13 protein-coding genes are annotated in these 12,418 nt (G+C 63.6%); 4 read left to right on the forward strand and 9 right to left on the reverse strand.

What is annotated here, in order from left to right:
* Positions 1-36: 36 nt before the first annotated feature.
* The 5 genes from LB568_RS05415 to LB568_RS05435 all read right to left on the reverse strand — a co-directional run bounded on the left by LB568_RS05415 (position 37) and on the right by LB568_RS05435 (position 4,009).
* The gene (locus LB568_RS05415; protein ID WP_013894176.1) at positions 37-933 is read right to left on the reverse strand and encodes an N-acetylmannosamine kinase; all 897 of its coding nucleotides are present in this window, start codon (positions 931-933) and stop codon (positions 37-39) included.
* On the reverse strand, positions 917-1,744 hold the full coding sequence (locus LB568_RS05420) for a MurR/RpiR family transcriptional regulator (RefSeq protein ID WP_013894175.1): 828 nt from the start codon (positions 1,742-1,744) through the stop codon (positions 917-919). Before LB568_RS05420 ends, LB568_RS05415 begins: the two co-directional genes overlap by 17 nt.
* A 15-nt stretch (positions 1,745-1,759) precedes the next feature.
* Complete coding sequence (gene eis, locus LB568_RS05425; protein ID WP_224729521.1) at positions 1,760-2,908, reverse strand: enhanced intracellular survival protein Eis; 1,149 nt, start codon at positions 2,906-2,908, stop codon at positions 1,760-1,762.
* Between the two features lie 217 nt (positions 2,909-3,125).
* A complete protein-coding gene (locus LB568_RS05430) occupies positions 3,126-3,401 on the reverse strand; it encodes a hypothetical protein (RefSeq protein WP_224729708.1) in 276 nt (91 codons plus the stop codon).
* A gap of 170 nt (positions 3,402-3,571) precedes the next feature.
* Complete coding sequence (locus LB568_RS05435) at positions 3,572-4,009, reverse strand: Lrp/AsnC family transcriptional regulator (RefSeq protein WP_013894172.1); 438 nt, start codon at positions 4,007-4,009, stop codon at positions 3,572-3,574.
* Between the two features lie 130 nt (positions 4,010-4,139).
* On the opposite strand from LB568_RS05435, the gene rocF reads away from it, so the two are divergent.
* The 4 genes from rocF to LB568_RS05455 all read left to right on the forward strand — a co-directional run bounded on the left by rocF (position 4,140) and on the right by LB568_RS05455 (position 7,412).
* Entirely contained in the window at positions 4,140-5,072 is a 933-nt protein-coding gene (gene rocF, locus LB568_RS05440) for an arginase (protein ID WP_013894171.1), read from the forward strand.
* Between the two features lie 2 nt (positions 5,073-5,074).
* Positions 5,075-6,130 carry an ornithine cyclodeaminase gene (locus LB568_RS05445; protein WP_224729522.1) on the forward strand — a complete coding sequence of 352 codons (1,056 nt, stop codon included), beginning with the start codon at positions 5,075-5,077 and terminating at the stop codon, positions 6,128-6,130.
* Positions 6,131-6,253: 123 nt separating this feature from the next.
* A complete protein-coding gene (locus LB568_RS05450) occupies positions 6,254-7,225 on the forward strand; it encodes an SDR family oxidoreductase (RefSeq protein ID WP_224729523.1) in 972 nt (323 codons plus the stop codon).
* A 40-nt stretch (positions 7,226-7,265) separates the two neighbouring features.
* Complete coding sequence (locus LB568_RS05455; RefSeq protein WP_013894168.1) at positions 7,266-7,412, forward strand: hypothetical protein; 147 nt, start codon at positions 7,266-7,268, stop codon at positions 7,410-7,412.
* Between the two features lie 56 nt (positions 7,413-7,468).
* Here LB568_RS05455 and LB568_RS05460 read toward each other — a convergent pair whose 3' ends face one another.
* The 4 genes from LB568_RS05460 to LB568_RS05475 form a co-directional block, all read right to left on the reverse strand.
* Positions 7,469-7,975, reverse strand: coding sequence for a ferritin-like domain-containing protein (locus LB568_RS05460; protein WP_013531567.1), 507 nt, complete (start codon positions 7,973-7,975; stop codon positions 7,469-7,471).
* A gap of 325 nt (positions 7,976-8,300) precedes the next feature.
* Positions 8,301-10,580: a xanthine dehydrogenase family protein molybdopterin-binding subunit gene (locus LB568_RS05465; RefSeq protein WP_224729524.1), complete on the reverse strand. Its 2,280-nt coding sequence runs from the start codon at positions 10,578-10,580 to the stop codon at positions 8,301-8,303.
* Between the two features lie 3 nt (positions 10,581-10,583).
* Positions 10,584-11,606: an FAD binding domain-containing protein gene (locus LB568_RS05470; protein ID WP_224729525.1), complete on the reverse strand. Its 1,023-nt coding sequence runs from the start codon at positions 11,604-11,606 to the stop codon at positions 10,584-10,586.
* Between the two features lies 1 nt (position 11,607).
* The gene (locus LB568_RS05475) at positions 11,608-12,225 is read right to left on the reverse strand and encodes a (2Fe-2S)-binding protein (RefSeq protein WP_224729526.1); all 618 of its coding nucleotides are present in this window, start codon (positions 12,223-12,225) and stop codon (positions 11,608-11,610) included.
* Between the last annotated feature and the right edge of the window lie 193 nt (positions 12,226-12,418).

Consider the following 12,418-nt stretch of genomic DNA (forward strand, 5'->3'; position numbering starts at 1 on the left):
TGCAATCAATCGTGGATGAAACTTTTTGTCAAGAAATTATTTTAGATGAAAATTTCCTTCAGAAAGCAGTGCGGCCCCTAACAGACCGGCATCGGCGCCCGCCTGCGCTGCGACGATGGGGCGTTGGAAGACGGCAGGCAACAGCCGGGAGCGCGCCTCCAGGGCGGCAATGAACCCATCCGCCAGCCCGACGCCGCCGCCGACCGCGAAGCAGTCGACATCGACGGCCGCCGTCAGATCGGCGAAGCCGTCGACCAGCGCGTCGACAGCGGAGGCGATCACCTCGGCGGCGATCGCATTGCCTTGCCTGGCGGCCGCGAACAGGTCAGGCGCTCCAACCGGGCGGCCGAGCCGCTCACTGCCGCGACGGGCGAGTGCTGTGCCAGACGCGATCGTCTCCAGGCAGCCGCGCCGGCCGCACCCGCAAATCGCGCCGCCGGGATCGGCCATCATGTGCCCGGAATGGCCGGCAAGTCCCGTCGCGCCGGTCTGCAGGCGGCCGTCGATCACCAGGCCGCAACCGATGCCGGTGGAGACGGTGAAGAACGCGAAGTTGCGGAAGCCACGACCGGCGCCGAGCGAGAACTCGGCCCAGGCCGCAGCCTGGGCATCGTTGACGACGAGCGGCGGCACGCCGAGCGCCTTTTCGAGCGCTCGGGCCAGCGGGTAGCCGTTCTCGATCGGCAGTGTCTGCGGGTTGAGCGCGGTCAGAGCACCGTCACGAACGATTCCGGTGGTGGCGACGGCGATGGCGTCGAAAGCGTGCCTGGGCGCAAGACCGGCGATCGCCGCGACCAGATCGTCGCCCCTGCCCGTCCTCGGCGTTGCCGTCTGGCGCCTGTCCAGCAACCGCCCGCCGCGCACTTCGGCGGCGGCGATCTTGGTCCCGCCGATGTCGACGGCGAAGACCGCGCGATCAGAAGCTGCGGTCACTCACGACCTCCGCCGTGCGCCCGAGCAGCGCGAGCCGCGCCGGATCCTGCCGCATCATCTCGGCCGCCAGCGCATCGACGATCAAAAGCTGGCTGATCTTCGACGGGAAGGCGCCGCCCGTCAGCGGCGTTTCCGGCCAGGACGCGATCAGGGCGAGATCGCAGGCGGCGACCAGCGGGCTTTTGGAGCGGTTGGATATGCCGATGACGAAGGCACCTTGCGATCGGGCAAGCTCGGCGATCCGCACCGCGTCTATGGTCGAACCCGAACTCGATATCACCACCTGCACGGTGCCCTTCTGCGTGGTTCCCGCCGCCATGACCGCCAGATGAGCGTCGCCAAGCGCGCGGCTGAGCTTGCCGATACGGGTCATCTTGTAGGCGAGGTATTGCGCCGTGATGGCGGAAGCGGCGATGCCGAAGCAGTCGATCGCCGTCGCCGCCAGCAGCTGCCGCGCAGCCTTGGCAATGTCTTCCCTGACAATCAGCTGCTCGGTTTCGCGCAGCGAGATGATGGCGGTTTCCACCAGCCGCTGGATGTCATCGGTCGGCAAGCCGATGTCCCGCGCCCGCTCGTCGGTGGCCAGTTCCTTGGCCAGCGCCAGCTTGAAGTCCTGGAAGCCGGCAAAACCCTGGTCGCGGCAGAAGCGCATGACGCTGGCCTCCGACGAGGCGGACGCCTCGGCAAGCTCGGTGATGCTCTGGCGCAAGGTGGCGTCCGGCTGCGCCAGCACTGTTTCGGCGACGCGCGCCAGCGCCGGCGTCATGTCTCCAGCCGCCGCCCTCAGCGAGGCGATAAGCGCGTATGTCATGAAAGGTCCTTGTTGCTAGAAATGTTCCGCCACCCAGGGCGGCGGGCCGGCAAACAGCTGATCACACAGACGTATGGCAGTTGCATCGCCCACCACCTGGCCATACTGCGCCAGTTTCGAGGCGCTGCGAAAGCCCGTGAATATCTGCACGAATGCCGAGGCCTGCAGGGCAACGGTCTGATAACCGGCGGTCGCCTCGCGAACCTCGACGGCACCACCCCTGATCTCGATCTCCAGCGCCGTGTCCGCCGGCCCGATGCTAAGTGCCAGCCTGATGTCGTCGGCATGGTAACCGCGCTGGCGGAGCGCCGCGGCCGGATCGAGCACCCGCAACAGCCATTCCTCCTGATGGGCGAGCCGCCAGCCCTTGTCAGGCATCGCCGCCACCAGATCGTCCTGCGGGCCGCCATGCCAGCGCACGATCGGATAGACCGAGCGGAACCTGGCCAGGAACGACAGCAGTCCTTGCGCGGCGTCAGGGGAAGCGGCGTGCCAGTCACGGACATCGAGACGGGCCTCGTCGCCCATATCGAGGATCAGATAGGCCGCATCGCCTTCCGCCAGATAGGCGGCGAGCGCGTCGGTCGGCTCTCGCCACAGTTCGTTCCAATGCGCCGGCCCACGGCTGAGCAGCCCGGCCTCGCGGCCCGCCTTGACGGCATAGGCGGCGGCAAGGCGCGGATCGTCCAACTCGACACGCTCGAAGGCGAGCCGACTCACCGCCGGCAGGCTGGCCGTCTCGGCTTCATAGACGATCTCATGGCCGGCGAGCTCGAAGCCGCTCTTGCGGTAGACCGGCCGTGTCGAGGCAAACAGCGTGGCGACAACGGCGCCTTTGCCTTGCGCCTCCGCGCATAACGCGTCGACGAAAGGCACCGCCAGCCCCCGGCCACGACGTTCCGGCGCGATTGCCACATGCGCGATGTTGGCCGCTGGCACCGGCTTGCCGTGGAAGACATGCGCCGTATCGAGCAGCGCCGCGCAGGCATCTGGACGCCCGCCCTCGCCGCGCAGCAGCCTGAGCGAGCCAAGGCCGACATTGGCGATGTATTCGTCGGACCGCGCCTTGCCGAAGCCGAAGGCCCAGCTCAACAAGCGCGCGATTTCAGGCGCATCCTTGGCCGTTGCTGCTTCGACGGTCACAGGTTTGGAGTTTTTTTTCATATTTGTCTCATAGTTGGCGATTTTCATCATACCTTGAAATCGCCAATGCGCAATGGCCGACAGCCATGCCCACGAAACGGCCGCGGAATTGAGCGGCCGGCCATGGGTCCTGGGATGAGTGTTTTATCGTTCAGACGACGTCATGCCGGCCGCGGGTCGGCACCGGTAACCGGGGCGGCGTTCGCGACGTCCTCGCCGGATTCCCGGCGAGGGCCGTTCATTTCCCGCAATGATGATCGTTGATCTTGTTCGTCGCATTCGCGTCCGGCCCCACCCGGTGATAGGAACATGCGCCGGCGGCGGTGGTGAACAACTGCTGGTCATAATAGCGCGGGCCGCCGAACAGGAAGTCGATGAGATCGTCTTCGGCGGGAACGTAGCGCTCCCGTTCAACCTGATAATGGCGATGCTTGGCGCCGGCCAATGCCGATGGGGACATGCCGCAAGCCATCGCCAGGGCAAGAGCGCAGATCGCAAACCGTTTCGTCGTCATCGGCAACACCCCTCCTGGCCGTTCCGATTCCACCTTACATCCAAAATCGCCACCGCCACAAAAGTTCCGTGCTGGCGGTTTGTCTCGCCGCGATTTGCCGGCCAGGGACCGAACCGACGGCAGGAGCAACAACGGCTCCACGCAACGAGCGCGGACCCCCGATAATGTCGCTAAAGCCGGGCTTTGGTGCTGCGGGGCGTGGCAAGCAGCAGGCTCGTCTCGCTGCCGGTAATGCCGGGAACGAGCCGGATGCGTCGCAGGATCGCATCGAAATCGGTAAGGGTGGCCGTATTGAGTTCGACCACAAGGTCCCAGCGACCGTTGGTGGTATGAATGGTCGCGACCTCCGCAAAGCCGCCAAGTGCACGGATGACGCGATCGGCGGCATGGCCTTCGATCTCGATCATCATGATGCCCCTGACCGCCGAGCTGATCGCTTCGGCCCGCAGGATCACGGTGTAGCCGATGATCTGTCCCGACTGTTCGAGCCGCTCCATCCGCGCCCTTGCCGTGGCGCGGGAAACGCCGAGATCGCTTGCCAGGTCTGAGATGCTCCGCCGCGCGCTATGGCGCAGCAGCGTGATCAGCTTTTGGTCGAGTGAATCCATTTTTGTCCAATATGGCAGTCTGATTGATCAGAACGATAAGTCTTTTCGGTGATTTTGCCAATCAGGCCTATTCATTCTGCCGGCCGCGTGGGTTTCAACTGCTCTCAGCTTCATTGAGGAGAATGGTCGAGTGGATTGCAAGATCTTGGGTGCGCCGGTGCAGGACGGTGCCGGCCGCATGGGCTGTGAGATGGGGCCGAGCGCCCTGCGGACCGCCGGGCTTGCCGGTGCGCTCCGGGAGCTTGGCCATCAGGTTGCAGACCTTGGCACGATCCTGCCGGCAACCGTGCGGCCGCTCGCCCATGGCAATCTGGCGCTGAAGGCGCTGCCGGAGATTTCGGCCTGGACGGCCGGTATCGCCGAGGCCGCCTATGACGTCAGTGCCGACGCCATGCCGATCTTTCTCGGCGGCGACCATTCGATCTCGGCAGGAACCGTTTCCGGTCTCGCTCGTCGCGCCGCCGAAGCCGGCCGGCCACTGTTCGTGCTGTGGCTCGACGCGCATCCCGATTTCCATACGCTGGACACCACGGCCAGCGGCAATCTGCATGGTGTTCCGCTTGCCTACGCCAGCGGCCAGCCTGGTTTCGGCGGCTATTTTCCGGACCTGCCGGCAGCGGTCGATCCCAAGCGGATCTGCGCCATGGGCCTGCGCAGCGTCGACCCGGCCGAACGCGAAGCGCTCAACCGGGCAGGCGTGACCGTGCACGACATGCGGGCCATCGACGAACACGGCATCGCGCCGCTGCTGCGCGCTTTCCTGGCGCGTGTGGCGGCGCAAGACGGGCTGCTGCATGTCAGCCTCGATGTCGACTTCCTCGATCCCTCGATCGCGCCTGCGGTCGGCACCACGGTTCCCGGCGGCGCGACCTTGCGCGAGGCGCATCTGGTGATGGAGATGCTGTCCGACAGCGGCCTCGTCTCCAGCCTGGATCTGGTCGAACTGAACCCCTTCCTGGACGAACGCGGCCGCACCGCGACGCTGATGGTCGACCTGACGGCAAGCCTGATGGGCCGCCGCATCATGGATCGCCCCACCCTCAGCCATTCCGGGAGTTTCTGATCATGACCACCGCAAAGCTGAACATCGTCCCCTTCGTCAGCGTCGACCGCATGATGAAACTGGTGAATGCCATCGGTGTCGAGCGCTTTCTGACCGAGCTCGCCGGCTACATCGAGGAGGACTTCCGCCGCTGGGACCTGTTCGACAAGACGCCGCGCATCGCCTCGCACAGCCATGACGGCGTCATCGAGCTGATGCCGACGAGCGACGGACGCCTCTATGGCTTCAAATATGTCAACGGCCATCCGAAGAACATGCGCCAGGGTCTGCAGACGGTCACCGCCTTCGGCGTGCTCGCCGATGTCGGCAGCGGTTACCCGATGCTGCTCACTGAGATGACCATCCTGACCGCACTGCGCACCGCCGCCACATCCGCCGTCGCGGCCAAGTATCTGGCGCCGCGGGGCACCCGCACCATGGCCATCATCGGCAACGGCGCCCAGTCGGAATTCCAGGCGATCGCCTTCAAGGCGCTGACTGGCATCGACCGGCTGAGGCTCTACGACATCGACCGGCCGGCTTCGCTGAAATGCGCGAAGAACCTTGCCGGCATGGGGTTCGATATCACCATCTGCGAGACCGGGCAGGAAGCGGTTGAAGGTGCCGGCATCATCACGACGGTTACCGCCGACAAGCAGTGCGCCACCATTCTCACCGACAACATGGTCGGCTCCGGCGTCCACATCAACGCGGTCGGCGGCGACTGCCCCGGCAAGACGGAACTGCACAGGGACATCCTGCTGCGCTCCGAGATTTTCGTCGAATTCCCGCCGCAGACGCGTATCGAGGGCGAAATACAGCAGCTTGATCCTGACCATCCGGTGACCGAGCTCTGGCAGGTGATCGCCGCCAGGACCCAAGGCCGCCGCGATGCCAAGCAGATCACGCTGTTCGATTCGGTCGGCTTCGCAATCGAGGATTTTTCGGCGCTGCGCTATGTGCGCGACCAGCTGCAGGCGACCGGCCTCTACGAGGAGCTTGACCTGCTCGCCGACCCCGACGAACCGCGCGACCTGTTCGGCATGCTGCTGAGGGCGGCGATGCAGCCGGCGGCCTGAGGGCAGACACCCCAAGATCGTCGGGTTGCAAACGCCGAGGTGTTTGAAGGAATGATACGTCAGCCATAAACCTTTTCGTCCGCTATGCGTTGTTTCTTCTCCAAGCTAGCCAAGGAGACGATGATGCAGATGAAGTCGGAAATAGCCGGCGAAGCGGCAAAGCAGCGCCATATCCAACGTGGCATCGATGCCAAGGACAAGTCGAAAGGCAATGGCAAGCAGCAAGGGGCCATGCAGGCTGGCGCCCGCGAATATCCCGAGCCGCCCTTCCCCGAACAGCACCAGCCGAAACCGGGACATGAATGGGCGATAGAGCCAGCGCCGCTGTACGATGCGCCGTACTATCTCGGATCGAAAAAACTCGACGGCAAAGTAGCGCTCATCACGGGCGGCGATTCCGGCATCGGCCGTTCGGTGGCGGTGTTGTTCGCCCGCGAGGGCGCCGACGTCGCGATCGTCTATCTGGCCGAGGACAAGGATGCAGAAGAGACCAAATCCGCAGTGGAGAAGGAAGGCGGACGCTGCGTTCTGGTCAAGGCCGACGTCAGCGATCGCGATCACTGCCGCAACGCGGTGGCCCAGATCGTGAAGGAATTTGGCCGCATCGATGTGCTGGTCAACAATGCAGCTTTCCAAATCCACTCCAGCGATTTCGGCGAGCTGACCGAGGAACATTTCGACACGACACTAAAGACAAATCTCTATGGCTATTTTCATATGGCACAGGAAGCCGTGCCGCACATGAAGCCCGGTTCGGCGATCATCAACACCGGATCGGTAACCGGCATCGACGGCTCAAAGCAGCTGGTCGACTATTCGATGACCAAGGGCGGCATCCATGCTTTCACACGGGCTCTCTCGGGCAATGTCATCGGCAAGGGCATAAGGGTGAACGCGGTAGCACCGGGTCCGGTGTGGACGCCGCTTAATCCCTCGGACAAAGAGGCGGAAGATGTCTCCAAATTCGGCGCGGACACGCCAATGAAACGACCCGCGCAACCGGAAGAACTCGCGCCGGCCTATGTCTTTCTCGCTTCGCCGCAATGCTCCAGCTACATCACCGGCGAGATTTTGCCGGTGGTCGGAGGTTACTGAGGCTGGTTGAAGCGAAACGTATGAGCTAGGAGCAGGATGAATGGCCCGTCTGCTTTTCACAGTGGCGCTAGCTTATGTGGCGTACCGCATCTACGCGGAAACCACGGCAGCCCGACATGTGCCGCAGGATGAACGCGAGGCATTGCGCAAGCAATCGGCGGCCCTGGGTGTCGACCCGTCCCGCTGAGATTGCTCAACTGTCGGGGGGCCGGCGCATCTGCCGGCCAGTCGACAGGAGCAGTCTTATTCCGCCGCCTGCAGGTTGATCTTGCTTTCCGCCATTTCGGTGAGCTTGCGGTCGGTCGCCTGTTCTTCCTTGAGGTTCTTGGCCAGCACGTTGGCGCAGTCAGTGCGGCCGAGTTGCTTTGCCCAGGCGATGAGCGTGCCATAGCGTGTCATCTCGTAGTGCTCGACGGCCTGTGCCGAAGCAATCAGCGCCGCATCGAGGACTTCCTTGTCGTCGACGTCACCACTGACATCGTCGGCTTCCTCGAGAATGCCGTCGATAGCCGGGCAGTTGACCTCCTTGGCCTTGACGCCATGCAATTCGAACACTTGTTCGACACGCTCGACATGGCCTCTTGTCTGGTCGAGGTGTTTTTCGAATCCGGCTTTCAACTGCGGATCGGTTGCCTTGTCGATCATCTTCGGCAGCGCTTTCTCAATCTGCTTTTCGGCGTAATAGATGTCGCGCAGCGTGTGCACGAAGAGATCGTCGAGTGTCTTGATGTCCTTCGAAAAGAAGCCCATGGCCTTGCCTTTCATTGTACTCGAGTTGAAATTTCAGTGGCGGGTCACCCGCCACCGATGAAGGCCGGGATCGGGTCCCGGCTTGTCTGGTCAACGTACCGGTACGGGAGGAGTTCCTGATTTTCGGGGGCAAACCGCAACCCCTTTCCGACGGCCTGGGATGCCATCGACGGGGGGCCTGGCGTCGACCACGCGTCCTGAAAGAGCGCAAAAGCCCCAAAGGGAAAGACTGTCGACGGGGAGAGCCGCGCGCAGGTGTTCGACGCCATGCGTCGCAGTGATACGCCCGTCACTGCAGCGGAAGACCGGCGCGAAACGGTATGCGTCAGACGATCAGATGTTCGACCCTGATCGGCAGATCGCGGATACGCTTGCCGGTGGCATGGTAGACCGCACTTGCCACGGCGGCAGCCGTCCCAACATTGCCGAGTTCGCCCAACCCCTTGACGCCGGCAGGATTGACTTCATGGTCGACTTCCGGGACCAGGATCACGTCGACCTGCTTGATGTCGGCGTTGACCGGCACCAGATAGTCCTGCAGGTCGCGGTTGACGTAGCGCGCCGTGCGTTGGTCGATCTCCGTTGCCTCGTGCAGGGCCTGGCCAATGCCCCAGATCATGCCGCCCATCAGCTGGCTGCGCGCGGTACGCGTGTTCATGATCCGACCGGCGGCGAAGGCACCGACGATGCGCGGCACTCTGATTTCATGGGTATGGCGGTTGATGTGCACTTCGACGAATTCGGCGCCGAAGGCATATTTCACCGAATCCTCATCGCCTTCTCCACCGTGGAATTCCGGCTGTCCGGCATAGAGCTTGTTCAATGCCCCCGGTGAGGCGCCCTTGGGTGCAAACTCGGCATATTCCTCGATGGCGCCGACCTGCATGGCCTTGAAGACATCGGCGAGCTTCGCCGATTTGCCGGTTTCGGCGACGATCTTTCCATCGGCCATATCCAGCTTCGCGTTGCCTGAGCCGGCCAGAGGCCCATCCTTGCCAGCTGCCGCCGTGAACAGTTTCTCGCGAACGGCATCGCAAGCCTTCATGACCGCCGAGCAGACACTGGCCGTCGAAATCGATCCGCCTGACACGGGAGCCGGCGGCAAGGCACTGTCGCCCATCTCGACGCTGATCTTGTCCATGCCGACCCCCAGCCTTTCGGCCGCCATCTGGCCGGCGACGGTGCGAACGCCGGTGCCGATTTCATGCGAGCCGCACTGGACCCGAATCTCGCCATCGGCGGTGAGACGAACCCTGGCCGCGCAGGGTGCGGCGGCTGTCGGATAGATCGCCGTCGCGCAGCCCATGCCGACCAGCCAGTCGCCGTCACGCATCGAGCCGGCCTTGGGCTCGCGTTTCGCCCAGCCGAAGGCCTCTGCGGCCTGATCGTAGCACTTGATGAGCGAACGGCTGGAAAATGGCTTGCCGCCGATCGGTTCCTTCTGCGGCTCGTTGATGCGGCGGAACTCGACGGGATCCATGCCGAGCGCAACGGCCATTTCGTCCATGGCATTCTCAAGCGCATAAACGTAAGGCGTCTCCGGCGGCGACCGCATGTATCCAGGCGTATTGCGGTCGGCGTGGACCAATGAAACCTGCGTCAGGACGGAGCCGTAGTCGTACATGCGGGAGGTGGCGGATGTGCCGCCGACGACATAAGGGTCAGGGCGTGACGTCACCTCCCAGCCCTCATGTCCGAACGCCGTGATGCGGCCGTCCTTGCCGGCGCCGATGCGGATTCGATGCCGCGTCTCGGCGCGATAGGTTTGTGTGCCGAAGGCCTGCATGCGGCTGACGACGCAGCGGACGGGACGGCCGATCCGCTGCGCGGCAATGGCAACGATCGCCGTGCGCGCCGTCATCGGTCCCTTCGAGCCGAAGGCCCCGCCGATATAGGGGCTGATGATCCGCACATTGGCCGGATCGAGCTTCAGTTGGCGCGCCAGCTCCACCTTCCAGCCGGTCACGTTCTGGGAGGGTTCGTGTATGGTCAGTTGGTCGCCCTGCCACATGGCCGTGGTCGAAAACAGTTCGATCGGGTTGTGGTGCTGGGTCGGTGTCGAGTATTTCTGGTCGATCTTCACAGCCGCATCTGCCCAGGCGGCGTCGAAGTCGCCGGCCTTGGCATCTTCCTTGAACATCGGGTTTTTGCCTGCCGCAGGCTCCATCTTCGTGCCCTTCGAATCGAAGCTGGCGCTGGGCGGTTCGTCCTCATAGTCGGCGCGGATCAACATCGCTGCTTCCTCGGCCGCCTCGAATGTCTCGGCAACGACCAGAGCGATGATCTGGCCGTCGTGGAAAATCGTCTTGTCGTGCAAAGGCCCGATCGAACTCGCGCCGGTGTTGCCGAACTTCGGCGTCTCGGTCTTGTCCATGTCGCCGTAGGTGACGATGTCCAGCACACCGGGCACCGCACTGGCGTCTTTCGTGTGGAGCGCGGAAACCTTGCCCCGGGCGACGGTGCTGGTGGCAAGGGCGCCATAGGCGACGTTGGCCGTGGCGATGTCGGCCGGATAGCTTGCCTGTCCGGTGACCTTCAGACGGGCGTCGATACGGACAACCGGATCGCCCTGATTTTCCTTGGGAGCGGGTGCGGCTTGGTTCATGGCTCAGACCTTCATGTCTCGGGTTTCGAGCAGCGCTCGCACCAGCGTGCGCTTGCCGAGCGGTATCTTGAAAGCGTTGTGTTCTCGCGGCCTGGCGTCGGCGAAAGCGACATCGGCAGCTTTCTGCGCCGCGGCTTCATCGAGCACCTTGCCTTGCAGCGCGTTTTCCGCCGCGCTTGCGCGCCACGGCACGGTCGCGACACCGCCGAGTGCGACGCGCGCGCCTCTTACCGTGTCGCCATCCATATCGAGGGCGACCGCTGCCGATGCCAGCGCGAACGCGTAGGATTCGCGATCGCGTATCTTCAGATAGCGCGACCGGCTGCTCCACGGTGCGAGCGGCACTTCGATGGCAGTGATGAGTTCGTCGGCGGCAAGATCCGTCTCGATGTTGGGCGTGTCGCCCGGCGGCCGATGCAGCTTGGCAAAGGCAAGGGTACGCTTGCCTCGCTCGCCTTCGATATCGACAGAAGCATCGAGCGCTATCAGCGCCTGTGCGAAATCGCCATGGTAGGTGGCAATGCAGGCATCGCTGGTACCGAGAATGGCATGCTGGCGGTTGAACCCCTCCATCGCGGCACAGCCGGAGCCGGGTTCACGCTTGTTGCAGGGCCATGATGTCTCGCGGAAATACTCACAGCGCGTGCGTTGCAGCACATTGCCGGCAAGGCTCGCCATGTTGCGAAGCTGGCCGCTGGCGGCCAGCTTCAGGCTGTCGGCAAGCAGCGGGCAACGACGCCTGACGTCTTTGTTGTCGGCAGCTTCCCCCATCCGGACCAACGCCCCAAAACGGATGGCGTCATTGCCGATCCTGACCTGCCGCAAGGCCGGCTCGGCAAGCGTGTTGAGGTCAAGCAATCGCTCTGGCCGCGCAACCCCAAGCTTCATGTAATCGGCCAGATTGGTGCCGCCGGCAATGAACTGCGCGTCGGCTTCGGTCGGCGGAATATGTCGGGCACCGCGACGGGACGCCATGGTGACCGCTGCGGAGACGCTGCTTGGTCTTTCATAAACGAAGGGGTGCATCCTAGGCCCTCCTGATCTCGTCGCGCGCCTGGACGATCGCCGCAACGATGTTCGGGTAGGCAGCGCAGCGGCAGAGATTGCCGCTCATGTATTCGCGAATATCATCTTCCGACCCGGCATGGCCCTCGTTGATGCAGCCGATGGCGGACATGATCTGGCCCGGTGTGCAGTATCCACACTGAAAGGCATCGTGGTCGACAAAGGCCTGCTGCACAGGATGGAGTTCTCCGTCCGTCGAAGCCAGGCCTTCCACCGTGGTGATCTCGCGGCCGTGGTTCATCACGGCGAAGCTCAGGCAGGAGAGCACCCGCTTTCCGTCGACCAGAACGGTGCAGGCGCCGCACTGGCCGTGGTCGCAGCCTTTCTTGGTGCCGGTCAGGCCGACATGATCGCGAAGAGCGTCCAGCAGGCTCGTCCGATTGTCGAGGGCGAGGTTGTAGGCCTGTTTGTTGATACGCATCGAAACCGCCGACAGGTCGCGGGGCTCCGCCGGTTTTGCGGACGCTGGCTGGGCTGCTCTTGTCGGGGAGGTCGCGAGCGGCATCGCCGCTGCCGCCGAAACAGAGGCTGTCATGAACATGCGTCTGCTCAGGCCATTGGAAGTCTTGGCGTCGGACATGGCTGGCTCCTGGCTGGCTGGGTCTCAAGCGCACCAAACCACCCGTAGAGCACAAAGTTCCCTCCTCACGTGGCTGTGACCCATTTTCTGTCGTGCCGCATCAGGCCTCATAATGCCGGCTTAAATGTCCCCGGCGCTGGAACTCACCCACCGTCTTTTCGTTCAGGCTTAATCCCATCAGACAGGAGAAACC

The sequence above is a fragment of the Mesorhizobium sp. B263B2A genome (genome assembly GCF_020165775.1).
In the GTDB taxonomy this organism is placed as follows: Bacteria; Pseudomonadota; Alphaproteobacteria; order Rhizobiales; family Rhizobiaceae; genus Mesorhizobium; species Mesorhizobium opportunistum.

What these genes read in the sequence shown, in the direction of transcription:
- LB568_RS05450 (WP_224729523.1), top strand. Translation starts at nt 6,254, where the DNA reads ATGCAGATGAAGTCGGAAATAGCCGGCGAAGCGGCAAAGCAGCGCCAT.
- LB568_RS05435 (WP_013894172.1), bottom strand. Translation starts at nt 4,009, where the DNA reads ATGGATTCACTCGACCAAAAGCTGATCACGCTGCTGCGCCATAGCGCG.
- LB568_RS05445 (WP_224729522.1), top strand. Translation starts at nt 5,075, where the DNA reads ATGACCACCGCAAAGCTGAACATCGTCCCCTTCGTCAGCGTCGACCGC.
- LB568_RS05430 (WP_224729708.1), bottom strand. Translation starts at nt 3,401, where the DNA reads ATGACGACGAAACGGTTTGCGATCTGCGCTCTTGCCCTGGCGATGGCT.
- LB568_RS05475 (WP_224729526.1), bottom strand. Translation starts at nt 12,225, where the DNA reads ATGTCCGACGCCAAGACTTCCAATGGCCTGAGCAGACGCATGTTCATG.
- LB568_RS05420 (WP_013894175.1), bottom strand. Translation starts at nt 1,744, where the DNA reads ATGACATACGCGCTTATCGCCTCGCTGAGGGCGGCGGCTGGAGACATG.
- LB568_RS05470 (WP_224729525.1), bottom strand. Translation starts at nt 11,606, where the DNA reads ATGCACCCCTTCGTTTATGAAAGACCAAGCAGCGTCTCCGCAGCGGTC.
- LB568_RS05455 (WP_013894168.1), top strand. Translation starts at nt 7,266, where the DNA reads ATGGCCCGTCTGCTTTTCACAGTGGCGCTAGCTTATGTGGCGTACCGC.
- LB568_RS05465 (WP_224729524.1), bottom strand. Translation starts at nt 10,580, where the DNA reads ATGAACCAAGCCGCACCCGCTCCCAAGGAAAATCAGGGCGATCCGGTT.
- eis (WP_224729521.1), bottom strand. Translation starts at nt 2,908, where the DNA reads ATGAAAAAAAACTCCAAACCTGTGACCGTCGAAGCAGCAACGGCCAAG.
- LB568_RS05460 (WP_013531567.1), bottom strand. Translation starts at nt 7,975, where the DNA reads ATGGGCTTCTTTTCGAAGGACATCAAGACACTCGACGATCTCTTCGTG.